Source organism: Streptomyces sp. NPDC058001 (assembly GCF_042886315.1).
Lineage (GTDB): Bacteria > Actinomycetota > Actinomycetes > Streptomycetales > Streptomycetaceae > Streptomyces.
On sequence record NZ_JBHVQT010000003.1, the window covers coordinates 174,659 to 199,211 of the forward strand.

The window sequence follows — 24,553 nt, forward strand, 5'->3', positions numbered from 1 at the left end:
CTCTGACGGACTGAAGCGCTGACCCGCTGACGCACTGAGCTTTTCCGTACCTCGTGACCCCCGACGGACATCCGTCGGGGGTCACGCCGTTTCCGACCATTGCCAGGGGTGTTTCTCGGGGATTAAGATCCCGGGGACGAAACTGAACTTAACTCAGTTTGATCGGATCTTCGATCCGGTCAGTTTGATCCGAGGAGGGTCATGCGACGACGCGCCCCTCGCGTTCTGCACGCCGTGCTCGCCACCGTGCTCACCCTGGTGGCCACCGCCTGCGGCGCCGGCAACCGTCCGGCGGACGCGAACGACAAGGTCATCAGGATCGGCGCGTGGTATCCGCTCACGGGTGCCCTGGCCTCCTTCGGCATCCCCGAACGGGCGGGCGCCGACGCGTACTTCAAGTCGGTCAACGCACGCGGCGGGATCAACGGCCGCAAGATCGACTGGATCGTCAAGGACAATGCCTACGATCCCCAGCAGACCGTGCAGATCGCCCGTCGCCTTGTCGACCAGGACGGGGTGGTGGCGATCGTCGCCAGCAACGGGACCGCCCAGTCCCAGGCCACCTTCCCCTTCGTCCTGGAGCAGTCGAAGGTGCCGGTCCTCAACACGCTCGGCGGGGACGCGTCCTGGTACGGGCCCGCCCGCGACGGCCTGTTCGGCCTCCAGACCCTGTACGAGGACCAGGCGGCGGCGCTCGGGGACTGGGTGGCGCGCGACGGGGCGAAGAAGGTGCTCGTCGTCCACAGTGACCCGGCCGCGTTCATCAATGTCGCCAAAGAGATCGCCCCAGCGGCCCATAAGGCGGATCCCTCGATCGAGGTGAAACAGCTGTCGGTCAAGTTCCAGACCACCGACTACAGCCCGGTGATCAGCAAGGTCAAGGCCGCCAAGGCTGATGCCGTCGTGGTGATCCTCGCGGCGGCCGAGGCCGCGACCTACCTCAAGGAGGCCAAGTTGCAGGGGCTCTCCACCCCCGTGTACGGCTACGCGCCCGTGGCCGCGCAGGCGACGCTCACGCTGGCCGGTCCGGCGGCCGAAGGGGTCAAGGCGGTCCAGCTCGTCAAGTCCCCTCATGACGCGGACCCCGCGGTCAAGGAGTTCCGGGACGCGATGGCCAAGTACGAGCCGGGGCAGCCGGCCGACTTCGTCACGCTCTGGGGCTGGGCCGCGGCGAAGGCGTTCGTGGAGATCGCCAAGACGATCGAAGGCCCCGTCACCTCCGAGGCGATCACAGCGGCGTACGAGAAGGCCGAGGCGATCGACACCGGCGTGGCGCCGGTGCTGCGGTTCTCCGCGGACAACCACCTGGGCACCCGGGATGTGCAGAAGGTGGTCGTCAAGAACGGACGCTGGGAGTCGATAGGTGACTTCTTCACACCACCCGCACGCGGCTGAGGCCCGTGCGCCACACAGGGCAGTCCGCCAGCCGAAAGGAATCGTCACCATGGCCTTGCGTACGTATCTGACCCACATGGACAGCCCTCACCCCGAGCGAGCGCTCGACGTGCTGGAACCCGACTTCCGCTTCCTCCTCGCCCTGCCGGGGCGCGAGGTCACGGGCAAGTCCAAGGAGGACTTCGCCGCCTATGTCGCCGGCCGCAACCCCGTGGACCGGGTGCACGAGATCCTGCGGTACAGCCGTGACGGCGACCTGGAGACCGTGTACGGAGTGGTGACGGAGCGCGGGCGGTACGCCGGGTCCTTCCTGTCGGCCGCGGTGGTATCGCCCGGCGGGCTGATGGCGCGGTACCAGTCCTTCTTCACGCCGTCGTTCGCGCTGGTCGACCAGCATGTCTGAGCACCCCGCCGCGACCGCGGCACCCTTCCTCACCGCATGGTTCGAGATCCTCGACAGTGACGAGCCGTCCCGGATCCTCGACCTGATCAGCGACGACTTCTCGCTCTCCATCCTGTTCTCCACGGGTGACGGCAACGCCACCGACTTCGCCGGGGACCGCACCGCACTCGTCGGCTACCTCGAACAGCGCGAGAGGGGCACACGTACGCACCACACGCTGTCCGCGACCACCCTCGGCCAGGACGAACTCTTCCTCGGCGAGGTGCGGCGGGCCGGCGTCCCCGAGGCCACCTTCGTCGCCGCCGGACGGGTGAACGACAAGGGCCGGCTGCAACGTCTGCTGATCGGCAGGTCGTCCGAGATCCGCTTCACGTGAGCATGTCTTGACCGTGCCTTTGATCACGCTTTGACCAGGTCGTGAGTACGCCGTGAGTACGTAGTGAGCACGTAGGAAGGACCGCCATGTACAACCTTGTCCTGCTGGCAGCCCGGCCCGCCGAGTGGACACACGAACAGTTCATCGACTGGTGGCGCGGCGACCACGCGGAGCTGACCTGCCGCCTGCCGGGCCTGCGCGCCTGGCGGCACACCGAGATCGACGCGGCCCTGGAACAGCGCTCCGAAGGCTGGGACGGGATCTCCGTGCTCAGCTTCGACTCCCCGGAAGACCTCAGGAAAGCCCTGGACAGCCCCGCATGGGCTCGCGCTGTCGAGCAGGTCGGGGACATGAGGGGCCGCCGCATCGCCGTGATGGGCCATGAGGCGGAGATGTTCAGCGGCTGACGTGTCCAGGACCGGCTGAGGCCGCTCGGACCGGCCGTTCAGCCAGTCCGTCCGTACGGTGATGAGAGCAGCGTTTACGGTAGTGAGAGCAGTGTTTCTGTCCTTGGTGGAGTTCGGCCCAGCGTAGCGAGGAAGCGGGATGCGACAGGTAGTACGGGAGTTCCAACAGAGGGCCGAGCAGGGTGACTTCGTCGCCGTCATCGACGACGCGGGCAGCCACACGGCGCGCCGGCTGCTCGATGAGGCGGCCACGCTCGCCGGTGCGATGTTCCCGGGTGCGGCCGAGGGGACCGGCGGCACCGCCGTCGTCCAGGCCGACAACTCATGGCGTACCGTCGCCGCGAGCCTCGCCGTCGGGATGCGCGGCGGTGTCCTCGCCGTGGTCAACCGGCACACCACGGCCGCGGAGTTCGCCGCGGCCTGCGACGACATCCGCCCGGACGCCGTCGTCGCCGAGCGCTCGGCGATGGACGAATGGGCGGTGCCCGAACTGTTCACGGGCCGGGCGACCCCGGTGCTCGACGACTGGACCTGCCTGTCCGCACCCGGACAGCCCGATGTGTCGCGGTGGGCCGGCGGCGTCCTCATCGGCCTCACCTCCGGCTCCACCGGGCGGCCCAAGGGCGTCGTTCAGAGCGAGGAGGCCCTGCGCTACGCCGGTACGAGCACCGTCCGGATCAACGGCCTCGTACCGGGCGACGCGGTGGGCGCGATCGTGCCGCTGTCGTCGACGGCGGCGTACTGCTTCGGTGTCTACCTCGCCCTGCTGCTGGGCGGCCCGCTCGTGCTGACGGCGAAGTGGGACCGTGCCCTCGCGCTGCGGCGGATGGCGGACGCCGAGGTCCGCTGGACCATGTGCGTCCCGACGATGGCGCTCCAGATGGGCGCCGAGGCAGGCGGCTCCGGGGTCCTCGGGGGAGTCCGGGCGATCACCGTGGGCGGCGGCCCGATGGACCGTGGCGCCCTCGCCCGCGCGGAACGGTCCCTGGGTACGAAGATCCTGCGCGTCTTCGGGATGTCCGAGTGCCTCGGCCACACCTCACCGAGCCCCGACGACCCCGAGGAGATTCGTCTCGGCAGGGACGGCCGCCCTTTCCCGGGCACGGACGTGCGCGCGCTCACGCCCGACGAGGCCGTGGCCGGTCCCGGTGTGTCCGGCCGGGCCCAGGTGCGCGGTCCCTCCCTCTTCCTCGGCTACGCCCGAGCCGGCAGGGTCGAGCCGCCCGCACTCACCGATGACGGCTACTTCCCGACCGGCGATCTGCTGATGACCCACGACGACGGCACCGTCAGCATCATGGGCCGCGAGAAGGACATCATCATCCGCGGCGGGCGCAACATCGACATCACCGAGATCGAGCGCGCGGTCGCCGGTTACGCGCGCGTGGCCAGGGCCTGTGTCGCGGCGGTCCCGGACGAGGTGCTGGGCGAACGGATCGCCCTGCTCGTCGTCACCGAGGACGGCGGCGGTATCGACCTGGCGGAGATCACCGAGCACCTGGACGGCGTGGGACTGGCCAAGCCGAAGTGGCCCGAATTCGTGTACGCCGTCGAGGAGTTGCCCCAGACCAAGGTCGGCAAACTCGACCGTTCCGGCGCCCGCGAACTGGCCCACCGACTGCGCGACCGTAGCGACGGCGGCAATGACCACCACACCCACGACCGCCCCCACGACCCGGCCTGATCCGTGACACACCCGAGGGCCGGGCCCCTGTCGTCGGCCCGACCCGCCGACCCACAGCAGCACACCAGCAAGGGAGAGTCATGACAGCGCGGTTCGACCAGGGTCCATGGGCAGCGGCCGGCGTCCAGACGGTACAGCCCGGGGTGCACCGCGTTCCGCTGCCGCTGCCCAACGACGGCCTGCACGCCGTCAACGTCTATCTGTTGGAGAATCAGGCAACCGACGACGGCATCGTCATGATTGACGGCGGCTGGGCGATCCCGGAGGCACGCAAGGCACTTGAGGAGGCCCTGGCCGTCATCGGCCGCGACCTCGGCGAGATCAGCCACATCCTGGTCACCCATATCCACCGGGACCACTACACCAACGCGGTGGAACTGCGCCGTTTACTGGGCTCGCGCGTGTACCTGGGTGCCGGTGAACGGCCGGGCCTGGAGATGCTCGACCGGCTGGGCAGCAACGAACCCGCGGGCTCCCTGGAGACGTTGCGCAGGGCGGGCGCGGACGAACTCGCCGACCGCATCAGGGCGATGGACCACGGTGGGTACGACCCGAGTGTGTGGGAGCCACCGGACCGCTGGCTCGGTGCGGAGACCCTGAGCTTCGGCGACCGCCGGCTGCACGTCGTACCCACACCCGGACACACCACGGGACATGTCGTCTATCTGGACGAGCAGCGCGGACTGCTGTTCTCCGGGGACCACGTGCTGCCGCACATCACCCCGTCCATCGGCTTCGAACTGGCCGAGCCCGGCGGCCGGCCGCTCGCCGACTACCTGGACTCCCTGCGGCTGATGACCCGGTACGCCGACGCACGGTTGCTGCCCGCGCACGGGCCGGTCGCCGACAGCTCCCACGCCCGCGTCGCCGAACTGCTCGCACACCACGACGACCGGTTGGCCAAGAGCCTGACGGTGCTGGGCGACGGCACGCTCGACGCCTACGCGGTGGCCCGTCGGCTGGGCTGGACGCGTCGTGAAGTGCCGTTCGGCGACCTCAGCGCCTTCAATCAGATGCTCGCGGTCAACGAGACGGCGGCACACCTGGACGTACTCGTCCTCCAGGGGCGCTCGACGGTGGCGATCGCGGACGGGGTGAACCGGTACACACGTGTGCGGTGACCCGGCAGGACGTGTGCATGGGTGTGTGAGGGGCGCGGCGGTGGCCGCGCCCCTCACCCAGCGCGTCAACGCGCGGTCCAGCCCCCGTCGACGTACAACTCGGAGCCCGTGACGAAGCTCGCGTCCGGTGAGGCGAGGAACGCCACCGCTCCCGCGACCTCCCCGGGCGTGCCGAGCCGTCCCATGGGGGTGCCTTCGACCATCGCGGTGTGCCGGGGTGTGCCCACCCACAGTTCTCGCGACAGGGGTGTCTCGATGAAACCGGGGTGGATCGAGTTGACGCGGACGCCGCGCGTGCCCCAGTGCAGCGCGGCGTTCTTCGTCATCGTCCGCACGGCGCCCTTGGCGGCGTGGTACGAGAACTGGCTGCCGAAGCCGCCGACCGTACCGAAGATCGACGCGACGTTGACGATCGAGCCACCGCCGGAGCGCTCGATGGCGGCACCACCGTGCTTCATACCGAGCCAGACGCCGGTCTGGGTGACCGCGATCACCTTGTCCCAGGATTCCTGGGTCTCCGTCTCCACGGTCCGCATCTCCGCGATGCCCGCGTTGTTGACGAGCACGGAAAGGCCGCCCAGTTCGGAGACCACGCGTGCGACGGCGGTACGCCATGCCTGCTCGTCGGTGACGTCCAGCGGGATGCCGAGGGCTTTCGCTCCGTCGACGGTCAGCTCTTTCGCCAGGTTCGCGCAGCGTTCCGCGTCCAGGTCGGTGACCACCACGGTGGCGCCCTCGGACGCCAGCCGTCGTGCCGTCGCCTCTCCTATGCCGCCGGTCGCGCCGGTGATCAGGGCGATCTGTCCGGCCAGTCGGGCTCGCATGGGTTCTCCTTCGGTCGGGGTGTCCGTGGTGCGGTCGGTGCGCGCGTGGTCAGTGGGCGCGTGGTCAGAGCGGGAGTGTTGATGGCAGCAGGTCGAGGCCGGAGCGGAGCAGCGCGGGCACCGCGGATCCCACCCGGTCGAAGCCGGCGCCGACGGTCTGTCCCGCGAGGTAGCGGGCGTGGATGCCCTCCGCGATGACGGCGAGCTTGAAGTAGCCGAGCGCCTGGTAGTAGGGCAGGGCGTCGATGTCGCGGCCGGACTTCTCGGCGTACCGCTCGGCCAGTTCGCGGCCCGAGGGGAAACCGGGGTTGGCCGTGGGGACGTGCCGTGTGCCGATGACCGGTGCGCAGACCGGGTCCCAGTACATGAGCAGCATCCCGAGGTCGGTGAGAGGGTCGCCGAGTGTGGCCATCTCCCAGTCCACGACGGCCGCGATCCGCCCGAAGTCGCCCGGTGCCAGGAGGGTGTTGTCCAGGCGGTAGTCGCCGTGCACGATCGACGGGGCGCCGCTCACGGGCAGGGCGCGGGTGAGCCTGCCGTGCAGTGCGTCGAGTTCGGGCAGCGTACGCGTGGCGACCTTGTCCCACTGTCCGCGCCATCGCCGTGTCTGGCGCGCCAGATAGCCGTCGGGGCGGCCGAAGCCGCCGAGCCCGACGCCGTCCGGGTCGACCGAGTGCAGGGTCACCAGGGTGTCCACCAGGGTCTCGGCCGCTTGGCGCGCGTCGGCCGGCGGGAGTTCGGCGGCCTGGTCGCCGTCGCGCAGGACCATGCCGTCCACGAAGTCGACCACGCAGAACGGCGCCCCGATGATCTCCGGGTCCGTGCACGACAGCACCGCCCGCGCGACCGGAACGCCGGTGCCGCCGAGCGCGGCGACGACACGGTACTCGCGGTCCATGTCGTGCGCGGTCGGTGTGAGCACCCCCAGCGGCGGTCGGCGCAGCACCCATCGGTGCGTACCGTCGGTGATGACGTACGTGAGGTTGGAGCGTCCGCCGTGCAGCGGCGTGATGCTCAACGGGCCCGCGCACTCGGGGACATGGTGCTCGAAGTACTGCCGCAGTGCCGGAGCGTCGATGCCGATCACATCGGGCTCGGGCGCCGTCACAGCGCGGCCCCCCGCTCCCTGGCAGCGCGGACCGCGCGCTTGGCGATGGCCCAGCGGTGGGTCTCGGACGGCCCGTCGTAGATACGGAACGGCCGCACCTCCCGGTACAGCCGCGACAGTGGTGCGTCCGCCGAGACACCGAGCGCGCCGCACACCTGCACGGCCCGGTCGACCACGCGGTTGACCGCTTCGGAGACATACGTCTTGGCGATCGAGGTGTGCTGAGCGGCCGGACGGCCCTGGTCCAGCTCCCAGCAGGACCGCCACAGCACCGCCCGGCTGGTCTCGATGTCGATCTCGGAGTCGGCCAACAGCTGCTGCACCATGCCGAGTTCGGCCAGTGGCCCACCGAAGGCCGAGCGGTGCGCGGCGCGGTCCAGCGCGATGTCCTGTGCGCGGCGCGCCACTCCGAGCCAGCGCATGCAGTGAGTCATACGGGCCGGGGCCAGGCGCACCTGCGCGTACGCGAAGCCCTGGTCCACCTCGCCCAGGACGGCGCTGTCGGCCACCTCGCACCCCTCGAACAGGACTTCGCTGTGCCCGCCGAACAGCCCCTGGTCCAGGGTTTCGATGTTCCGGACGATCCGCATGCCCGGATGGTCGGCGTCCACGAGGAACATCGTCGCGCCGCCCGCGTCGCCGGGGCCGCCGCTGGTGCGTGCCATGCAGATGGCGAACGTGGCACCGTCGGCGCCGCTGATGAACCACTTACGGCCGTCGATGCGCCAGCCGCCCGCGATCCGCGTCGCCGTGGTGGTGAGCGCGCGCGGGTCGGATCCGGCACCCGGCGCGGGTTCGGTCATCGCGAAGCAGGAGCGCGCCGTTCCGGCCGCCAGCGGTCGCAGGTACCGGTCCTTCTGCTGCTCGGTGGCCACCTTCTCCAGCAGGTGCATGTTGCCTTCGTCGGGCGCCGCGCAGTTGAGCGCGAGGGGTCCGAGGAGCGAGTACCCGGCCGCTTCGAACACCACCGCCTGCCCGCACAGGTCAAGGCCGAGGCCGCCCCACTCGGCGGGGACATGCGGGGCGAAAACCCCGGCGCCACGCGCCGCGTCCTGGAGCCGTCGCCGTAGCGGCTCGGGCCCGTCATGGATGTTCCCGTCGCACGCCCGCTCCTCCGCGATGACCACATCCCGTACGAAGTCCGTGGTGCGCCGTGCGATGTCGGCGACCCGCTCATCGATCTCGAACCCGATGGCCACGCTCACTCCCGACCTTGGCTACTGACTATTAGCCATCACAGAGTGAAAGGGGCGGCGTGTCAAGTGACGTGCCAAGGGTGGACGCTATAATCGCCGCTACAGCAAGCGAGAAGCGGCTACTCATTGATAGCTCGGGGGTTGGTGTGTCCGTATCTCAGGGCGGGTCGGGATCGTATGAACGTCCGCACCGGCCCGCCTGGACCGAGGGTTCGTCGCCGGTCGACCGCCGGTCGGCGATCCGCCAGGCCGCGCTCGGGCTCTTCGCCGCGCACGGCTACCGGTCCACCACCATGACCGACATCGGCGCCGCGGTCGGCATCCGTGGCCCGAGCCTCTACAAGCATGTGACCTCCAAGCACGAGCTGCTGGCCGAGATCATGATCGGCACCATGGAGCAGCTCATCGCGGACAACGCCGCGGCCGTCGCCGGCACCGGCGACGTGAGTGAGCAACTGCGCCGCTCGGTGGAGGCGCACATCCGCTACCACGCCCGCCATCGTCTGGAAGCGTTCGTCGGCAACCGCGAGATCGGCAGTCTGGAACGGCCCGAGCAGGACCGGGTGCTCGGGCTCCGCAGCGACTACGAACGCCGCTTCCGTGAACTCATCGAACGGGGCGCGTCCGAGGGCGAGTTCCAGGTCCAGTCGGCCAGAATCACGTCGTACTCGATCCTCGACATGGGCATCGGCGTGTCCAGCTGGTTCCACGAGGGCGGCGCGTTCTCCGTCGACCAACTCGCCTACCAGTACGGGGACATCGCGCTGCGGATGGTGGGCGCGCGAGCGGAGGGCTCCGGGCGCGGGGGAGTCGGGGGCGGGGGAGCCGGGGGCGACCCGACCCACACCTGAGCGCTGGCTTCCGCTTGCCCGAGCGCCTCCGCGTCCCGTCTCATGGGTCCATGGAGACGGTGCTGCGGGACGTGGAGCTGGGCGGATGCCGCCGGGCCGACGTCGTCGTGTCCGACGACGGTCTGATCGCCGCCGTCGGCAAGGCCCAGCCCCGCACCGGTGACCAGGTCATCGACGGGCGCGGCGGTGCGCTGCTGCCCGGCCTCGCCGACCGGCATCTGCATCTGATGGCCCTCGCCGCCGCACGGGACTCGGTGGACTGCGGCCCACCCCGGGTCCGTACCCGTGAGGACCTGGCGCGGGCGTTGCGGACCGGCGCCGCGACCGTACCGCCCGGGGCCTGGGTGCGGGGGATCGGCTACCACGAGTCGGTCACCGGTCCGCTCGACCGCGCGCTGCTCGACGCCCTCGTGCCGGACCGTGCCGTACGGGTGCAGCACCGGGGTGGCGCGCTGTGGACCGTGAACAGTGCGGGGGCGCGGCTGCTGGGTCTCGACCCGTACGCGACCGGCTCGTACCTGACCGGGCTGCCGTACGGGATCGGCTCCCATGGGGTACCGGACGGGGTCGAGACCGACGCCGCCGGGCGGGTCACCGGCCGGCTGTGGCGGCTCGACGGCTGGCTGCGCGCCCGCCTTGGCCCACCCACCGTCCCCGACCTGGCGACCTTGGGCCGACTGCTGGCGTCGTACGGGGTCACCGCCGTCACCGACGCGACCCCGGACCTCGGGTGGGACACGGTGGACGAACTGGCCAAAGCGGTCCGTGACGGACGGCTGCCGCAGCGACTGACGCTACTGGGTACGGGCATGCCGCCCCCCGGACCCGCGGATTCCGGCGGCGACTGGGAGGCCGGTCCCCGTAAACTCCAGCCGCCCGACCACGACCCGTGGCCCTACGACGTCCTGCTCGACCGCGTGCGCGCCGCCCGTGCGTCGGGCCCCGGCGGCCGGCGCCCGGTGGCGGTGCACTGTGTGACCCGTGAATCGCTGGTCCTCACGCTCGTCGCGCTCCAGGAGATCGGCCCCGTCCCCGGTGACCGTATCGAGCACGCGGCCGTCGTGCCGCCTGAAGTCCTGCCGCTACTGAGGGAGTTGGGCGTACGGGTCGTCACGCAGCCGGCGTTCGTCGCGGAGCGCGGTGACGCGTACCGGGCCGACGTCGACCCGGCGGACCTGCCCCACCTGTACCCGTACGCGTCACTGCTCGACGCCGGGATTCCCGTCACGGCCTCCAGCGACGCGCCCTACGGGTCGGCCGACCCCTGGGCGTGGGTACGGGCGGCACGCGACCGGTCGACCCCCGAGGGCCACGTCCTGGGCGCCGCCGAACGGGTCCCGCCCGGCACGACCCTGCCCGCCCTGTTCTCCCGCCCCACGATCCGCCCCGGTGACTGGGCCGACCTCTGTCTCCTGTCCGTGCCCTGGGCGGATGCCCTTGCCGCGCCGGACGCGGGACTCGTCCGGGGCACCTGGTGCCGGGGCCGGAGGGTTTATGAGGGGGAGGGCGTACTCGGCTGAAGGTGGCGTGCTCGGCAAGGGGCGGTGTACTCGGCTGGGGGGCGTACTCCGCCGAACCGGACCTCAGGCGACATCAGTTGACGTACTGCTCGGCGAACTCCCCCTTCGGCTCGATGGGGGTGATGACGTCGATCAGAACACCGTCGGGATCGGCGACGATGAAGTGCCGCTGTCCGAAGTCCTCGTCCCGCAGCTCCAGTTCGGGCTTGAGCCCGCCGCGCACGACCAGCCGCTCCCACTCGGCGTCCACGTCCTCCACCTCGAAGTTGAGCAACAGCCCCTGCACGGGCCTGCGATACGCCTCGGGGAGGGTCGGGTGGGTGTGGTCGAGGAGGGCCAACTCGTAGGGGCGGGGGCCCGGGTGGACCAGGCTGACGTACCAGTCGGCCTCGAAGGTGACCGTGAAGCCCAGCAAGGTCGTGTAGAAGTCCCGTGACTCCTGGACGCGTGACGTGCAGATCACCGGATACAAGCTGGTCAGGCTGATCACATTGATCGGGTCGATCGGGTTGCTTGGATTCGTCGGACTCATGGGGGCACCTTTCGCATACTTTCACGTACCGTGGGTATGTGAAATGAAGCTACTGGCATACCATCGGAACGTCAAACGTCGTCCCGGTGTCAGGGGCGGCGGGTCACCAGGAGTCGAGGCGGGCGATGGCAGGCGGAAGCGGCATCAGGGCACGGCAGCGGGAGCACACCCGACAGGTGCTGCTCCGCGAGAGCAGACGGCTGTTCGCGGCCCGTGGCTACGGAGCCGTCGGCCTGTCGGAGATCGTCGACGCGGCGGGCGTCACCAAGGGCGCGCTGTACCACCACTTCGACAGCAAGGAGGATCTGTTCCGGGCGGTCCTGGAAGAGGTCCAGCAGGAGGTGGGCACGGCGGTGGTCGAGGCCGCCGATGCGCGGACCGACCCCTGGGACGCGCTGCTCGCCGGATGCGGGGCGTTCCTGGCCGCAGGTACCGCTCCCGACCGGCAGCGGATCATGCTCGTCGACGGTCCTTCGGTCCTGGGCTGGAGCGAGTGGCGCGCCCTGGACGAGGCGGCATCGGCCTCCCACCTCGCCGACGCCCTCACCGACCTGATCGCCGACGGAACCCTGGCCCCCCAACCGGTGCGCCCCCTGACCCGACTCCTCTCCGGCGCCATGAACGAGGCCGCCCTCTGGCTGGCCACATCGAACGACCCGAACGACCTCGAAGACACCCAGAGGGCACTGACGGCGATGCTGAACGCGCTGCGGGCGCAGGGGAGTTGAGGAATCGGCGCCCGCGCGGCGTCCCGGAACTCGGCGACTACAAGAAGCACTCCAGGATCAGCGGCAGGTCCTCCAGCCACTCCTGGAAGACCGCCTGCCTGCGAGCGACGAGCAGATGTTGGAGGATGGCTCCGTTGCGCAGGCGGACGGTGACGACGAGGCGTCTGGGGCCATGGGCCGCGTACTCGACGGCGCCGATCTCGGCCCAGGCGAAGCGTAGATCCCCGGTCTCCGAGCCGAACTCGACGCCCTCGGCGTCGATCAGCAGAGATCTCTGCGGGTCCACCGCCATGAAGACGACGTCGGTGTCGGCCGACGCGTCGCCCACGGGGGTGAGCCTGGTCGGGGCCTCGTGCAGCGGGACCGCGTTGAACGGTGCGTGGGCAGGTGGCGGGGGTAGGACCACGGTGGGTGAGTAGGTCGCGGTGACCGGCACGAACAGGTCCAACAGCTCACCTGGTGTGGGCCGTTGCTCCGGGGCCTTGGCCAGACACGACGCCAGGACCGGCCGTAGGCCGTCCGGTACCGCGGCCAGATCCGGTGGCTCGTGCACCGATCGGTACATCAGGCCCATCGGTGTGCCCGCGCCGAACGCGCTGCCGCCCGTCGCCGCCACGAGCACGGCACCGAGAGCGAACACGTCCGCGGCGCCGCCGACTTCCTGTCCTTGGGCCTGCTCGGGCGCCAGGAACCCCGGTGTTCCGAAGGCCGTACCGGTGGCTGTCAGGCGGGTCGACTCCAGTGCCCGCGCGATACCGAAGTCTACGACCCGAGGGCCGTCCGCGGCCATGATGATGTTCCCGGGCTTCAGATCACGGTGCACCAGGCCGCAGCCGTGGATCGCCGCCAGCGCCTCCGCGAGTGCCGCGCCCAGCAGTCGCAGCCGCCCCTCGTCCATCGGCCCCTGAGCCTCAAGGAGCGCGGCGAGCGTGGGCCCGGGAACATACGCCGTCGCCAGCCAGGGAGTCGGCGCCGTCGGGTCCGCGTCCACCACCGGCGCCGTGTGGAAACCTCCCACGCTGCGAGCGGCCTCGACCTCGATGCGGAACCGTTCCCGGAAGTGCGGGTCGGACGCGAGTTCCGAGCGTGCCACCTTCACCGCCACCGCGCGCCCGCCGCGAGACCGCGCCAGGTAGACGGTGCCCATCCCGCCAGCGCCCAACTCCCGCTCCACGGTGTACCCGCCGATACGCTCCGGCAGGCTCACACCGTCCGCCCCGTACCCCATGTGCTGTATGCCTTCCCCGTGTTCCGCCGCCCCAGTATGACGCAGGCGCCATGCTCGTAGGCACGCACAGGTCCGAGTTCGGTGGCGCTCTCGTTCCCGTGCCAGCCTGAGGAGTCCCTGAGTGAACGTCAGTATGGTGACCAGCGCCGGTAAGGCCGGTCGGCGGAACGAGGACTTCGTCGGGGCTGTTCCCGGTGCCGTCGTTCTGTTGGACGGTGCGGGCATCCCGGGAACCGAGTCGATCTGTGCTCATGGTGTCGCCTGGTAACGGGAATGACGGCACTGACCACGGCGAAGGCGCCGCCGAGGAGATGTACACCGATGGCGTGGCGCGTCCGACGGCGGTGTTCGGGACGACAGAGGACGCGGTCCGCTCAGCCCCCGCGTGTGTCGCTGTGGCGGCGGGCGACGTGGGGCGGGGCGCACGGCACATCCCTCGGGGCGACACCCTCGGAGCCCAACGCGAGGGCCGACAGGCAGACCTCGCGCATCGCCACGTCGACCAGCAGGCCGCCTCCGCCGAGCAGTGACGCCAGCGCGGCCACCGCGGCGTGCAGACCCGTCAGTGGGTCGGCGAGCGCGTCGCCGCACGGCACCGGACCTTCCGTGTCCCGTGCGACCAATCCTGCGGCGGCGGCCACGTCGTCACCGAATCCGGGGCGGTCGGACCACGGCCCCGTACGGCCGTACGCGGTGATCGAGACCCAGGTCAACCCCGGTCGGTGCGCGGCGAGTTCGCGTGGGTCGATGCCGAGCTGGGCCATCGCCCGGGGGCGGGACGCCTCGATCACGACGTCCGCGCGCGCCAGCAGCGCCCGCAACGCGGCGCGTCCCTCGGCGCTGGTGAAGTCGTACGCCACCGATTCGTGCCCGGCGTGCAGGAGTTCGTAGAACGCGGGTGTTCCGCGGCGGGCACCGTCCGGGCGCCGGGTGCTCTCGACCTTGACGATCCGCGCGCCCGAGAGTCCCAGCAGGTGTGCGCACAACGGGCCCGCCCACAGGGACGACAGATCCGCGACGAGTGGGCGGCGGGGGAGCCCGTCCCCGGCTCCCAGGCGGGTCAGACGGAATGGTCCCGGCGCGGCCTCGGGGCCCCAGCGGGCGGTGAGTTGGGCGTCGCGCTGGGGCGGCGAGCCGGGTGGCGGGATCCAGGCGGCGGGGATGCCGAGGAGCGCCGCCCGGTCGCGTGCCGCGTCGGCGGGGGTACGGGCCGCCCATCGGGCGGCCGTCTCCCACGGGTCGGAATCCGGGCCCGGGTCCTCGGTCAGCGCGGGCAGCAGGTCGAGGTCGTCCGGGCGGGCCAGGCTCAGGCCGAGGGTGCCATCGACGGCCGGCAGCAGGCGGAACGCGCCACCGGCGGAGGCGGGACCGCGCCTCGACAGCCCGGCCAGCGCCGCCCGTTCGCCCAGGACGTCCGGTCCCGGCAGGGCGTCGGCCGCCGCGTCCCGGCCGGTGTGCCGCAGCAGCGCCTCGAAGGCGAGCAGCGCTCCACGCGCGGCCGACGCGGGGGCGCCCGGCGCGCGCAGGGGCGGGCCGTCCGCGCGTCCCGTCAGCGCCATCGCGCCGCTGGCGGCCCAGTCGTCGTCGGGGTGCCGGGGTCGTACCCGGATCGCGTCCGGTACCTGCCCGGTGGCGTCGAACACCACGTCGGCACCGGCGAGTTCGGGCGCCCGGCGCGCCCCAAGGCGGACCAGCAGGTCCACGGCGTGCGCCATCCCGGGATCACGGCCCACGGCGGCCACGGTCAGTGACCGGAGGGGTCCGTGGAGGGGGCCGTGACGAGAGGGGTAGGTGTCGGGCACGGTGGTCCTTGGCGGTGCGGTCTCGTATGTCGGTGCGGTCTTGGGAGCGTTGCGGTCGCGTGGCGTCGGCATCCATCATGCGCCGCGTGCTGCGCCGGGCACCCGCACTGGGGCCGGGTGCCCGGCGGGAGGGCCGGTCCGGTCAGTCGCCGCTCCAGCGGGGCGCCCGCTTCCCGAGGAACGCCGCGATGCCCTCCTCATGGTCACGCGACCCGAGCACCGTCGCGGTGGCCTCGTCCGTCGCCCGCCACCCGAGGTCGTCGTCGGCCGAGAGCCAGCGGTCCATGGCGCGGAGCGAGGCCCGTACCGCGAGTGGCGCGTTGCCGCAGATACGGTCGGCCAGTTCGATCGCGCCGGTCAGCGCCCCGCCCTCCTCCGTCACACGGTTGACCAGACCGGCCGCGTACGCGCGCTCGGCGCCGATCGGATCGCCGGTGAGGACCAGTTCGCGGGCCAGATTGACCGGCAGCGCGCGAGGGCCGCGGAAGAGACCAGCACAGGTGGGGACGAGACCGAGCCGCACCTCGGGCAGACCGAAACGGGCGGTCGCGGCGGCCACCACCAGATCGCAGGCGAGGACCAGTTCGAGCCCGCCGCCCAGCGCCGGGCCCTCGACGGCGGCGATCAGCGGCTTACGGCGCCTGCGGCGGATGAGCCCGTACTCGCCGCCGCGCTCGGTGACGTAGTCGCCGACGGCGTTCAGATCGCTGCCCGCGCTGAAGAGGCCACCCGAACCGGTGAGGACCCCGGCCCGCAGGGTGTCGTCGTCCTCCAGCGTGTTGAACGCCTCGTCCAGCGCGTCGGCCAGCTGCCGGTCGATCGCGTTCCGCTTGTGCTCTCGGCACATCCGGATCACCAGTACCCGACCGCGCCGCTCGGTCCGTACCGGCGGACGGTCCGGTGCGGTGGGTCCGGTCGGGTCGTCACGTCGGTGGGCCTCGGCCATGCTGTCCGCTCCTCGGGGTCGGTGAGCCGACGATATAGCCGCCCGGCCGCCGAACGGGCCCCGGCGGTTGCCCAGGAGCGCACCGGGTAACCCGACGATCGGGGGATCATGCCTCCGGCACGTATCGAGGGGGTTGGTGTGGACGCAGCGCACGACGGGTCGGCCGCGGAGGCGTCCCGCTGGGTGGAACTGGCGGGGATCGACAACGTACGGGACCTCGGCGGGCTGCCCGTCGAGGGTGGCGGGAGTACCCGGCGCGGGGTGGTGTTCCGGGGGAGCACCCTCCAGGGCGCGACCGAGGCCGACGTCGAACTCCTCATGGAAGGGCTGAGGTTGCGTACCGTCGTGGATCTGCGCAACCCCCACGAGTCCGCACGCGAAGGGCACGGGCTGCTCGCGGACACCGCCGTCCGCCGGGCCAATCTGCCCGTGTCCCGCGAGGAACCCGCGGTCACCGACGCGGTCCCTGACAGCCAGGACGTCGGCATGGCCGCGTTCTACCACGGCCTGCTCCAGGGCAGCGGCCCGTCCCTGACCGGTGCGGCCCGGATCGTCGCCGACACCGACCAGCACGCCGTGGTGTTCCACTGCGCGGTCGGCAAGGACCGTACGGGGGTCTGCGCGGCCGTCCTGCTCGACGCGGTCGGAGTGGCCGCCGAGGTCATCGCGGCGGACTACGCGCTCACCGCCCAGCGCGTGGCCCGGATCCGCGCCCGGCTGCTGAGCCTCGGCTCGTACCGGGACCTCCCGGCCGTCGACCACGGCTACATGGCGGCCGAACCGGAAGCGATGCTCACCTTCCTGACCACCCTGCACACCGACCACGGAGGCGCCGCCGAGTGGCTGCTGCGCCAGGGTCTGACGGAGGCGGAGCTGGAGAGACTGCGGGACGCGCTGGTGGAGCCCTGACCGGACGGGGCCGCCGCCGGAGGGGCGGCGCTACTACGCCAGTTGCGGATAGAGCGCCGACAGATCTCCCGCCAGGCCGGATTTGACCTGGCGGGTGAGGTCGTCGGCGAGTACCTCGTACGCTCCCGACTCGATGCCGTCGAGGGCGAGTACGGCGATGTCCCTGGCGGTGGACTTGGGCGCGTCGATGTCGGCGGTCATGTCCGTGTCCACGTAGGCCATGTGCAGCCCGGTGACGTCGATGCCGCGCGGTCGCAGTTCCAGGCGCAGGGTGTTGGTCTGCGACCAGAGGGCGGCCTTCGAGGCGCTGTACGAACCGGCGACGCCCAGCCAGGAGAGCACGGAGTGGGCGTTGAGGATGTGGCCGCCGCCGTTGCGTTCGATGACCGGCACGAAGGCGCGGGTGACGAGGAGTGGTCCGTAGAAGTTGGTCTCGAACTCCTGGCGGACGTCGTCGAGGGGGGAGTCGAGGAAGGACGCGCCCACCGATGCGCCCGCGTTGTTGATCAGGACCGTGATGTCCTGGGCCCGCGCGGCGGCGGTCGCGACGGAGTCGGGGTCGGTGACCTCCAGGGCCACCGGGACGGCGTCGGGGTGTGTCACGGTGCGCGGATCTCGGGCGGTGGCGTAGACCTTCCGGGCGCCGCGTGCGTACAGCTCTTCCACCAGCGCCTTGCCGATGCCGCGGCTGCCGCCGGTGACGAGGACGACGGCGTCCTTGAGTGTGGTCATGGCTCGCTCCTGACATGGGAAACCGATCGGTTTCCCATCACCGTAAACCGATCGGTTTCCGCATTCAAGTGCGGGCGGCCTTCGTCGTGCGCGGTCGGGGAGGCTCAGTGCACGCCGGCGGCATCGAGGAGGACGTCCACGGTGGGGCCCAGCAGTCCCGCCGGTGCGTCGGCCTGGATCCCCGCGCGGGCGCTCGCGCCGTCGAAGACGAGGCTCAGTTGCCGGGCCAGGAGGTCCGGGTCCGATGCCCCGCCCCTGGTCGCCTCCTCGCGGAAGAAGGACGTCAGGCCCTCCTTCACCCGGTGGGCGACCTTGCTCGCCGGGTGATTCGCGTCCTTGAGTTCGACCTGTACGGCCAGGTAGGGGCAGCCTCGGTACTCCGGCGCGGCTGCTTCCGCCTCCACCCGCTCGAAGACGTACCGGATCCGCTCACGCGGTGAGCGGACGTCATCTGCGGGAGGCAGGAGTCGGGCGGCGAAGCCGGGCGCGCGCTGCTCCAGGCTGGCGGCCAGCAGCTCGTCCTTGCTCGCGAAGAGCTGATACATCGAGCGCTTCGACACGCCGGCCGCTTTGCACAGCGCCTCGACGCCGATGTTGACTCCGTCGACGTAGGACCGTGTCGCCGCCGCCTCCAGCAGCCGCTCCCGGGAGCTCGCCTTCACTTCGTTGCTCATACGGCGAGGCTAACGCGTCCACCCCAGGATCGAAACCGATCGGTTTACGGTGGTGGGGGGCGGGGTGCCGGGGAGGTGCCGGGTCGTTCCCTCGGCACTCACGTCGTCAGGAGTTTCTCACCCCAGCGGTTCGAGGCCGGCCAGTAGGCATGCTGTGTCGAGGCCCGTGGCGAGGTACTGCTCGAAGGTCTCGTTGCTCAGTGCGCGTGGGGAGCGGTGCAGGCGCAGCAGGTTGATCGCGGTGCCCGTGTCCTGGCCCAGTTCGACCAGGGTCTGTGCGACGACCAGGCCGGAGCGGTTGTAGCCGTAGTGGCAGCGGACCAGCGTCGCGCGCCCGTCGCGTACGGCGTCCGCCGCTGTGCGGGCGACCTGCTGGACGGTGCGTATCTGCTGGGCCGTGAGCGGTGCGTCCGGGATCTGCGCGACCAGGTGGTCGACCCCCGGGGCCGGTCCGTGGCCCGCACGCGTGAACAGGCTGACGACCAGGTCGAACTCGCCGTCCACGACGGCCGGCCGTATCTCTCCCCCGGGATCGGTCCAGAAGTGGCCGCCCATCCACAGCCGGGGTGCGATCTCGTCCCACGGCGAGCCGGGCCAGGGGACGTCACGACTCTTCCCATGTGTCCTCACGTCGTCCCGCACGCTCCTCCCCGATGCCGTCGGTCCCTCTGGCCTCTCCGGCCCCTCCGATGACTTGAACGAAGGGGCCGCCCCGGCCGTTCCCCGGGGCCCGCTCGGTTCCCCGCGACGTCTTGACGGCCCGTTCTCCGACCGGTACGTACATCCCAGGCCCCGTTGGTATAGACCAAGTGTGCCACCGGTTCGGCCCGTTCGTCCCGCGCATGTTCGTTCCCACCCGGTGGAGGCAGCAATGCGAAGAACACTGGCGCTGGTCGTCACACTCGCCGGAGCACTCACCCTGCTCCTGGCACCGCCCGCGGTCGCCGCGGCACCCACGGCCGTCTTCGCGAAGACGTCGGCCTGGGACGCCGGCTACCAGGGCGCGTACACCGTCACCAACAGCGGTACGTCCGCGCTGAGCGGCTGGACCGTCGAGTTCGACCTGCCGTCGGGCACCACCGTCGGCACGTACTGGGACGCGCTGCTCACCCAGAGCGGCAGCCGCTACACCTTCAAGAACCGTGAGTACAACGGGTCGTTGGCGCCCGGCGCGTCGGCGACCTTCGGCTGGGTGTCGGCCGGGACCGGAACCCCGGCGAACTGCACCCTCAACGGCGCCCCCTGCGCCGGAGGTCCCGGCGGCGGCGACACCACCGCGCCGACCGTCCCGTCCGGCGTCACCGTCGGCTCGGCGACCGGCTCATCCCTGACCGTGCGCTGGACGGCGTCCACCGACGACTCGGGCTCCGTCGCGGGGTACGAGATTTCCCGCGACGGCGGCACTCCGGTCACCGTGACCGGCACCTCGTACACGGCCAACGGCCTCCAGGCATCGACGAGTTACGGCTTCCGCGTCCGCGCCAAGGACGCCGCCGGCAACACCTCCGCCTACAGCGCCGCGGTCAGCGGAACGACGACCGGCGGGGGCGGCAACCCGCCGACCGGGACCGTACGTACCGCTCCCTACGTCGACATGGGCGCCTGGCCGACGCCCAGCATGCCCGCGATGGCGTCGGCGAGCGGCCTGAAGAGTTTCACCATGGCCTTCGTCACCGCGTCGGCCTGCAAGGCCATGTGGTTCAACGCCTATGACCCGCGCGCCGGTTGGGCCAGGGACCAGGTCGACGCGATCCGCGCCGGAGGCGGTGACGTCAAGATCTCCTTCGGCGGCGCCAGTGGTATCGAACTCGCCCAGGCGTGCTCCTCGGTAGACGCGCTGTACGCCGAGTACGATGCCGTCGTCACCGCGTACGACCTCACGTACGCCGACTTCGACATCGAAGGCTCCGCCACCGCCGACCCGGTGTCCGTGAACCGCCGCTCCCAGGCGCTCGCGCGGCTCCAGCAGGCCCACCCGAACCTGCGGATCTCGCTCACACTCCCGGTCCTGCCCGAGGGACTGACCGCCGACGGCCTGTCCGTGGTCAGCTCGGCGCGCGACGCGGGCGTGAACCTTGACGTCGTCAACGTCATGGCGATGGACTACTACCGCGACGTCGACTACGGCGACGCCGCGATACAGGCGGCCCAGAGCACGTTCACCCAGCTCAAGTCCCTCTATCCGGCGAAGACCGACGCCCAGGTCTGGGCGATGGTCGGCGTCACACCGATGCTCGGCAAGAACGACGACGGACGCGTCTACGACCAGGCCGACGCCCGCCAACTGGTGACCTTCGCACAGGGCAAACACCTGGGCGAGCTGGCGTTCTGGGAGGCCACCCGCGACCGCAACGCCTGCACGGGCGCCCTGTACATGTGCACCAACATCCCCCAGACCCCCTACGAGTTCTCGAAGATCTTCGCGCCCTACACCGGCTGACCCCCGTGCGCGACTGAGTGCCCCCGACCCCGGCATGTCCTGTGGCCCTGGTGCCCGTCCCCTGTCACCCCGGCGGACACCAGGGCCACAGTCGTCCCTGCGCACCAGTTGTTGTCATGGACCTGGACACTCCCTCCGAGCCCGTGATGTCATGCGGAATCGGCAGTCCTTACAACGTTGTACAAGCGCGTCGTACCCGTCGTACCAGCGGCACGTCACCCGTCTCGTCACCGTCCTCACCGCGACAGGCAGGAGCACATCCGCATGCCCATCGATCGACGTCGTCTTCTGCGTACCGGAGCTCTGGCCGCCGGTGCCACGACCCTTGCCGGATCGTTCGCCCCGACCGTGTCGGCGGCTTCAGGTCCGGTCGGCCGCCGGGGCCTCGTTCCGGAGGCGTTCCGTAAGCTGCCGTCGGGTAGTGTCCGGCCGCGCGGGTGGCTCGCCGGGCAGCTCCGGCTTCAGCTCGACGGCCTGTGCGGGCGTTACGAAGAGCGCTCGCACTTCCTCGACTTCGCCACCACGGGCTGGGTCCATCCGGACAACCGGGGCTGGGAAGAGGTCCCGTACTGGCTGCGCGGCTATGTCCCGCTCGCCGTCGCCACCCGTGACGCCCGCGCCCTGCGCCGTGCCCGCACCTGGATCGACGCGATCCTCGCCACCCAGCAGCCGGACGGCTTCTTCGGCCCTCGCGAGTTGCGTACGTCGCTCAAGGGCGGACCCGACTTCTGGCCGTTCCTGCCCCTGCTGATGGCGCTGCGCACGCATGAGGAGTACACACGGGACGCGCGCGTGGTGCCGTTCCTCACCCGGTTCCTGCGGTTCATGAACGCACAGGGCCCCGGCGCCTTCGACAGCAGTTGGGTCTCCTACCGCTGGGGCGACGGCCTCGACATCGCCCTGTGGCTGTACGAACGCACCGGCGACACCTTCCTGCTCGACCTGGCCACGACCATGCACACCCACGGCGCCGACTGGACCGGACCGAGCCCGACGCCGCACAACGTGAACATCGCCCAGGGCTTCCGGGAACCCGCCCAGTACGCGCGCGTCACCGGCTCCGCCGACCTGACCCGCGCCACCTACCGGGGATACGCGGACATGCTCGACGCGTACGGGCAGTTCCCTGGCGGCGGCATCGCGGGTGACGAGAACTACCGTCCCGGATTCGGCGACCCCCGTCAGGGCTTCGAGACCTGCGGCATCATCGAGTTCATGGCCAGCCACGAACTCCTCACCCGGATCACCGGCGACCCGGTGTGGGCCGACCGCTGTGAGGACCTGGCCTTCAACATGCTGCCGGCGTCCCTGGACCCCGAGGGCAAGGCCGTGCACTACATCACCAGCGCCAACAGCGTCGACCTGGACAACACCCGTAAGACACAAGGGCAGTTCCAGAACGGTTTCGCCATGCAGGCGTTCCAGCCCGGTGTCGACCAGTACCGCTGTTGCCCGCACAACTACGGCATGGGCTGGCCCGGCTTCGCCGAGGAGATGTGGCTCGCCACCCCGGACGGCGGCCTTGCGGCGACCCTGTACGCCCCGAGCGAGGTCACCGCGCGGGTCGCCGGGGGCGTGGAAGTGACCGTCCGCGAGGACACCGGCTACCCGTTCACCGAGACGGTCACCCTCACCGTGTCACCGCGCCGCCGGGCGTCCTTCCCCCTGCTGCTGCGTGTCCCCGGCTGGTGCGAGGACCCCTCCGTGACCGTCAACGGCCGCCCGGTGAGCGCCCGTTCCGGCCCCGCCTTCGTCCGGGTCGAGCGCACCTGGTCGGCCGGCGACAAGGTCACCCTGCGGCTGCCCCAGCGCACCGCCCTGCGTGACTGGCCCGACCACGGCGGAGCCGTCAGCGTCCAGCACGGCCCGCTGACCTACTCGCTCAGGATCGGCGAGGAGTACGTCCGGTACGCGGGCACCGACACCTTCCCCGAGTACGAGGTGCACGCCACCACACCCTGGAACTACGGCCTCGTCCCGGACGCCCCGCTGCGCCTCACGCGCGCGAAGGGACCCGTATCGGACAACCCCTTCACCCACGACACCGTCCCCGTAAGGATCACCGCCGACGCCCGCCGTGTCGCCGAGTGGATCGCCGACGACGAGCACGTGGTCGCCCCGCTGCAACCGAGCCCCGCCCGCAGCACCGCACCCGTCGAACGAGTCACCCTCGTCCCGATGGGCGCCGCCCGGCTGCGCGTCACGGCCTTCCCCACCGCGACACCCGACGGCACACCGTGGACCGAGGAACCTGCCTTCCGGCGCGTCCAGAACCGGCACAGCGGCAAGGTCCTCGCGGTGGACGGCATGTCCACCGCCAACAGCGCCCGTGTCGTCCAGTTCGACAACACGGGCACCGGCGACCACGCCTGGCAGCTCGTCCCGCGCGGCGACGACTGGTACCTCATCCGCAACGGCCACAGCGGCAAGGTCCTCGGCGTCGACGGCATGTCCACGGCCAACAGCGCCCGTGTCGTGCAGTACGAGGACAACGGCACCGCCGACCACCTCTGGCAGCTCCTCGCCGACGGTGACGGCTGGTACCGGATCCGCAACCGGCACAGCGGCAAGGTCCTCGGCGTCGACGGGATGTCCACGGCGAACAGCGCGCAGGTCGTGCAGTTCGACGACAACGGGACCGCCGACCACCTGTGGCGCCTGCTCTGACACACCGGTCGTGGAACGGATTTCCGGTCCCGTATTGCGCGAGGGGCATCGCCCGGCGCAGGGTGGATGTGCCGGGCCGCACCCCTTTGGGGCACCTTCCGCAGGTGAGGGACCGCCGGCGAGGAGGTTCCGGATGACGCAAGCGACACGACTGCTGACGGCGCTGCCCCCCGACCACCGCCATCGCCTGATGTCCCTCGCCCAGGAGGTCTCCTTCGCGCAGGACACCCGGATCTTCGAGGAGGGCGGCCCCGCCGACCGGCTCTGGGTGATCCGCTCCGGAGCCGTCAGCCTCGATCTGAGTCTCCCGGAGCGGCGGCGCGTCGCCGTGGACATCCTGCACCCCGGCGATCTCCTCGGCTGGGCCTGGCTGTTCCCGCCGCACCGGTGGAACTTCGGCGCCGAGGCGTTCAGCCCGGTCCGCGCGTACGAGTTCGACGCACCGGCCGTGCGCCGGCTCTGCGACGACGAACCGGCCCTCGGGCTCGTGCTGCTGCGGACCATCGCGGAGATCCTCGCGCACCGTCTGGAGACGGCCCGTACGAAGACGATCGAGCACTACCGGATGCACGGCGGCGCCATGCTGTAGCGGCCGTGTGCGGTCGCGTGTGGTCGCGTGTGGGGGTCGTGTGCGGCCGTGTGCGCGGGGTCCCGGCGCGACGCGCCGTCGACCGGACGAATCGGCGGGTTGTCGGACAAACATGTCGTCGGATGGGTGGGTCACACGCCCTTCCCGATGGGAGTTAGAAATGGTTGTTCGTACTGCTGTCGTCGCGGCTTTCCTGGCCGTCGGAGCCGTCATCGGCGGCGCCGGTGCCGCAGTCGCCGACGCCGGTGCCGAAGGTGCCGCGATCGGTTCGCCGGGTTTTCTCTCCGGCAATGTCGTCCAGATCCCCGTGCACAACCAGCTCAATGTCTGCGGGAACAGCGTCTCCTTCATCGGTGCGCTGAACCACGCCGGGGGCAACTTCTGCAAGAACCACTGATCAACGCCGGAAACGGCTGACATC

The 24,553-nt window shown here is 70.9% G+C and carries 24 protein-coding genes; 14 read left to right on the forward strand and 10 right to left on the reverse strand.

Annotation, left to right across the window (positions count from 1 at the left end; all coding sequences use genetic code 11):
- Positions 1–201 precede the first annotated feature (201 nt).
- From ACFVT5_RS07385 to ACFVT5_RS07410, 6 genes are all read left to right on the forward strand, one after another.
- Entirely contained in the window at positions 202–1,395 is a 1,194-nt protein-coding gene (locus ACFVT5_RS07385) for an ABC transporter substrate-binding protein (protein ID WP_389882430.1), read from the forward strand.
- A gap of 49 nt (positions 1,396–1,444) precedes the next feature.
- Positions 1,445–1,798 carry a nuclear transport factor 2 family protein gene (locus ACFVT5_RS07390; RefSeq protein WP_389882432.1) on the forward strand — a complete coding sequence of 118 codons (354 nt, stop codon included), beginning with the start codon at positions 1,445–1,447 and terminating at the stop codon, positions 1,796–1,798.
- The gene (locus ACFVT5_RS07395; protein WP_389882433.1) at positions 1,791–2,174 is read left to right on the forward strand and encodes a hypothetical protein; all 384 of its coding nucleotides are present in this window, start codon (positions 1,791–1,793) and stop codon (positions 2,172–2,174) included. Before ACFVT5_RS07390 ends, ACFVT5_RS07395 begins: the two co-directional genes overlap by 8 nt.
- Before the next feature lie 86 nt (positions 2,175–2,260).
- Positions 2,261–2,581 (forward strand): EthD domain-containing protein, encoded by a 321-nt coding sequence (locus tag ACFVT5_RS07400; protein WP_389882435.1) that lies wholly within the window; start codon positions 2,261–2,263, stop codon positions 2,579–2,581.
- 139 nt (positions 2,582–2,720) lie between these two features.
- Positions 2,721–4,265, forward strand: a complete 1,545-nt coding sequence (locus ACFVT5_RS07405; protein ID WP_389882437.1) for a class I adenylate-forming enzyme family protein — start codon at positions 2,721–2,723, stop codon at positions 4,263–4,265.
- Positions 4,266–4,345: 80 nt separating this feature from the next.
- Positions 4,346–5,386, forward strand: a complete 1,041-nt coding sequence (locus ACFVT5_RS07410; RefSeq protein WP_389882439.1) for an MBL fold metallo-hydrolase — start codon at positions 4,346–4,348, stop codon at positions 5,384–5,386.
- 65 nt (positions 5,387–5,451) lie between these two features.
- Here ACFVT5_RS07410 and ACFVT5_RS07415 read toward each other — a convergent pair whose 3' ends face one another.
- The 3 genes from ACFVT5_RS07415 to ACFVT5_RS07425 all read right to left on the reverse strand — a co-directional run bounded on the left by ACFVT5_RS07415 (position 5,452) and on the right by ACFVT5_RS07425 (position 8,517).
- The gene (locus tag ACFVT5_RS07415) at positions 5,452–6,210 is read right to left on the reverse strand and encodes an SDR family NAD(P)-dependent oxidoreductase (RefSeq protein WP_389882441.1); all 759 of its coding nucleotides are present in this window, start codon (positions 6,208–6,210) and stop codon (positions 5,452–5,454) included.
- A 64-nt stretch (positions 6,211–6,274) separates the two neighbouring features.
- Positions 6,275–7,318 carry a phosphotransferase family protein gene (locus ACFVT5_RS07420; RefSeq protein ID WP_389882443.1) on the reverse strand — a complete coding sequence of 348 codons (1,044 nt, stop codon included), beginning with the start codon at positions 7,316–7,318 and terminating at the stop codon, positions 6,275–6,277.
- Positions 7,315–8,517 carry an acyl-CoA dehydrogenase family protein gene (locus ACFVT5_RS07425; RefSeq protein WP_389882445.1) on the reverse strand — a complete coding sequence of 401 codons (1,203 nt, stop codon included), beginning with the start codon at positions 8,515–8,517 and terminating at the stop codon, positions 7,315–7,317. The genes ACFVT5_RS07420 and ACFVT5_RS07425 overlap by 4 nt, the downstream gene beginning before the upstream one ends.
- A 143-nt stretch (positions 8,518–8,660) precedes the next feature.
- Here ACFVT5_RS07425 and ACFVT5_RS07430 point away from each other — a divergent pair, with 143 nt between their 5' ends.
- On the forward strand, positions 8,661–9,365 hold the full coding sequence (locus ACFVT5_RS07430; protein ID WP_389882447.1) for a TetR/AcrR family transcriptional regulator: 705 nt from the start codon (positions 8,661–8,663) through the stop codon (positions 9,363–9,365).
- 50 nt (positions 9,366–9,415) lie between these two features.
- Positions 9,416–10,885: an amidohydrolase family protein gene (locus ACFVT5_RS07435; protein ID WP_389882449.1), complete on the forward strand. Its 1,470-nt coding sequence runs from the start codon at positions 9,416–9,418 to the stop codon at positions 10,883–10,885.
- 73 nt (positions 10,886–10,958) lie between these two features.
- On the opposite strand, the gene ACFVT5_RS07440 is transcribed toward ACFVT5_RS07435, so the two are convergent.
- Positions 10,959–11,417 carry a VOC family protein gene (locus tag ACFVT5_RS07440; protein ID WP_389882451.1) on the reverse strand — a complete coding sequence of 153 codons (459 nt, stop codon included), beginning with the start codon at positions 11,415–11,417 and terminating at the stop codon, positions 10,959–10,961.
- A 125-nt stretch (positions 11,418–11,542) separates the two neighbouring features.
- Here ACFVT5_RS07440 and ACFVT5_RS07445 point away from each other — a divergent pair, with 125 nt between their 5' ends.
- Entirely contained in the window at positions 11,543–12,145 is a 603-nt protein-coding gene (locus tag ACFVT5_RS07445) for a TetR/AcrR family transcriptional regulator (RefSeq protein ID WP_389882453.1), read from the forward strand.
- A 37-nt stretch (positions 12,146–12,182) separates the two neighbouring features.
- On the opposite strand, the gene ACFVT5_RS07450 is transcribed toward ACFVT5_RS07445, so the two are convergent.
- From ACFVT5_RS07450 to ACFVT5_RS07460, 3 genes are all read right to left on the reverse strand, one after another.
- Positions 12,183–13,373, reverse strand: a complete 1,191-nt coding sequence (locus tag ACFVT5_RS07450; RefSeq protein ID WP_389882455.1) for a serine/threonine-protein kinase — start codon at positions 13,371–13,373, stop codon at positions 12,183–12,185.
- A gap of 374 nt (positions 13,374–13,747) precedes the next feature.
- Positions 13,748–15,106, reverse strand: a complete 1,359-nt coding sequence (locus tag ACFVT5_RS07455) for a CoA transferase (protein ID WP_389882457.1) — start codon at positions 15,104–15,106, stop codon at positions 13,748–13,750.
- A gap of 211 nt (positions 15,107–15,317) precedes the next feature.
- Positions 15,318–16,121 carry an enoyl-CoA hydratase-related protein gene (locus ACFVT5_RS07460; protein ID WP_389882459.1) on the reverse strand — a complete coding sequence of 268 codons (804 nt, stop codon included), beginning with the start codon at positions 16,119–16,121 and terminating at the stop codon, positions 15,318–15,320.
- Positions 16,122–16,259: 138 nt separating this feature from the next.
- On the opposite strand from ACFVT5_RS07460, the gene ACFVT5_RS07465 reads away from it, so the two are divergent.
- Positions 16,260–17,030, forward strand: coding sequence for a tyrosine-protein phosphatase (locus ACFVT5_RS07465; protein WP_389882461.1), 771 nt, complete (start codon positions 16,260–16,262; stop codon positions 17,028–17,030).
- A 33-nt stretch (positions 17,031–17,063) separates the two neighbouring features.
- Here ACFVT5_RS07465 and ACFVT5_RS07470 read toward each other — a convergent pair whose 3' ends face one another.
- The 3 genes from ACFVT5_RS07470 to ACFVT5_RS07480 form a co-directional block, all read right to left on the reverse strand.
- A complete protein-coding gene (locus ACFVT5_RS07470; protein ID WP_389882463.1) occupies positions 17,064–17,762 on the reverse strand; it encodes an SDR family oxidoreductase in 699 nt (232 codons plus the stop codon).
- A gap of 104 nt (positions 17,763–17,866) precedes the next feature.
- Positions 17,867–18,436, reverse strand: coding sequence for a TetR/AcrR family transcriptional regulator (locus ACFVT5_RS07475; RefSeq protein WP_389882465.1), 570 nt, complete (start codon positions 18,434–18,436; stop codon positions 17,867–17,869).
- Between the two features lie 117 nt (positions 18,437–18,553).
- Complete coding sequence (locus tag ACFVT5_RS07480; RefSeq protein WP_389882467.1) at positions 18,554–19,066, reverse strand: protein phosphatase; 513 nt, start codon at positions 19,064–19,066, stop codon at positions 18,554–18,556.
- Between the two features lie 241 nt (positions 19,067–19,307).
- Between ACFVT5_RS07480 and ACFVT5_RS07485 the strand changes: the two genes are divergently transcribed.
- From ACFVT5_RS07485 to ACFVT5_RS07500, 4 genes are all read left to right on the forward strand, one after another.
- Positions 19,308–20,876: a cellulose binding domain-containing protein gene (locus tag ACFVT5_RS07485; protein ID WP_389882469.1), complete on the forward strand. Its 1,569-nt coding sequence runs from the start codon at positions 19,308–19,310 to the stop codon at positions 20,874–20,876.
- A 264-nt stretch (positions 20,877–21,140) separates the two neighbouring features.
- Positions 21,141–23,543: an RICIN domain-containing protein gene (locus tag ACFVT5_RS07490; RefSeq protein ID WP_389882471.1), complete on the forward strand. Its 2,403-nt coding sequence runs from the start codon at positions 21,141–21,143 to the stop codon at positions 23,541–23,543.
- Positions 23,544–23,676: 133 nt separating this feature from the next.
- Positions 23,677–24,132 carry a cyclic nucleotide-binding domain-containing protein gene (locus tag ACFVT5_RS07495; RefSeq protein ID WP_389882473.1) on the forward strand — a complete coding sequence of 152 codons (456 nt, stop codon included), beginning with the start codon at positions 23,677–23,679 and terminating at the stop codon, positions 24,130–24,132.
- A 160-nt stretch (positions 24,133–24,292) separates the two neighbouring features.
- A complete protein-coding gene (locus ACFVT5_RS07500; protein WP_389882475.1) occupies positions 24,293–24,529 on the forward strand; it encodes a chaplin in 237 nt (78 codons plus the stop codon).
- Positions 24,530–24,553: the final 24 nt, after the last annotated feature.

Excerpts from the sequence above, each read along its gene's own strand:
- ACFVT5_RS07385 (WP_389882430.1), top strand. The coding sequence starts at position 202 with ATGCGACGACGCGCCCCTCGCGTTCTGCACGCCGTGCTCGCCACCGTG.
- ACFVT5_RS07390 (WP_389882432.1), top strand. The coding sequence starts at position 1,445 with ATGGCCTTGCGTACGTATCTGACCCACATGGACAGCCCTCACCCCGAG.
- ACFVT5_RS07395 (WP_389882433.1), top strand. The coding sequence starts at position 1,791 with ATGTCTGAGCACCCCGCCGCGACCGCGGCACCCTTCCTCACCGCATGG.
- ACFVT5_RS07400 (WP_389882435.1), top strand. The coding sequence starts at position 2,261 with ATGTACAACCTTGTCCTGCTGGCAGCCCGGCCCGCCGAGTGGACACAC.
- ACFVT5_RS07405 (WP_389882437.1), top strand. The coding sequence starts at position 2,721 with ATGCGACAGGTAGTACGGGAGTTCCAACAGAGGGCCGAGCAGGGTGAC.
- ACFVT5_RS07410 (WP_389882439.1), top strand. The coding sequence starts at position 4,346 with ATGACAGCGCGGTTCGACCAGGGTCCATGGGCAGCGGCCGGCGTCCAG.
- ACFVT5_RS07415 (WP_389882441.1), bottom strand. The coding sequence starts at position 6,210 with ATGCGAGCCCGACTGGCCGGACAGATCGCCCTGATCACCGGCGCGACC.
- ACFVT5_RS07435 (WP_389882449.1), top strand. The coding sequence starts at position 9,416 with ATGGAGACGGTGCTGCGGGACGTGGAGCTGGGCGGATGCCGCCGGGCC.
- ACFVT5_RS07440 (WP_389882451.1), bottom strand. The coding sequence starts at position 11,417 with ATGAGTCCGACGAATCCAAGCAACCCGATCGACCCGATCAATGTGATC.
- ACFVT5_RS07445 (WP_389882453.1), top strand. The coding sequence starts at position 11,543 with ATGGCAGGCGGAAGCGGCATCAGGGCACGGCAGCGGGAGCACACCCGA.
- ACFVT5_RS07450 (WP_389882455.1), bottom strand. The coding sequence starts at position 13,373 with ATGGGGTACGGGGCGGACGGTGTGAGCCTGCCGGAGCGTATCGGCGGG.
- ACFVT5_RS07460 (WP_389882459.1), bottom strand. The coding sequence starts at position 16,121 with ATGGCCGAGGCCCACCGACGTGACGACCCGACCGGACCCACCGCACCG.
- ACFVT5_RS07470 (WP_389882463.1), bottom strand. The coding sequence starts at position 17,762 with ATGACCACACTCAAGGACGCCGTCGTCCTCGTCACCGGCGGCAGCCGC.
- ACFVT5_RS07475 (WP_389882465.1), bottom strand. The coding sequence starts at position 18,436 with ATGAGCAACGAAGTGAAGGCGAGCTCCCGGGAGCGGCTGCTGGAGGCG.
- ACFVT5_RS07485 (WP_389882469.1), top strand. The coding sequence starts at position 19,308 with ATGCGAAGAACACTGGCGCTGGTCGTCACACTCGCCGGAGCACTCACC.
- ACFVT5_RS07490 (WP_389882471.1), top strand. The coding sequence starts at position 21,141 with ATGCCCATCGATCGACGTCGTCTTCTGCGTACCGGAGCTCTGGCCGCC.
- ACFVT5_RS07495 (WP_389882473.1), top strand. The coding sequence starts at position 23,677 with ATGACGCAAGCGACACGACTGCTGACGGCGCTGCCCCCCGACCACCGC.
- ACFVT5_RS07500 (WP_389882475.1), top strand. The coding sequence starts at position 24,293 with ATGGTTGTTCGTACTGCTGTCGTCGCGGCTTTCCTGGCCGTCGGAGCC.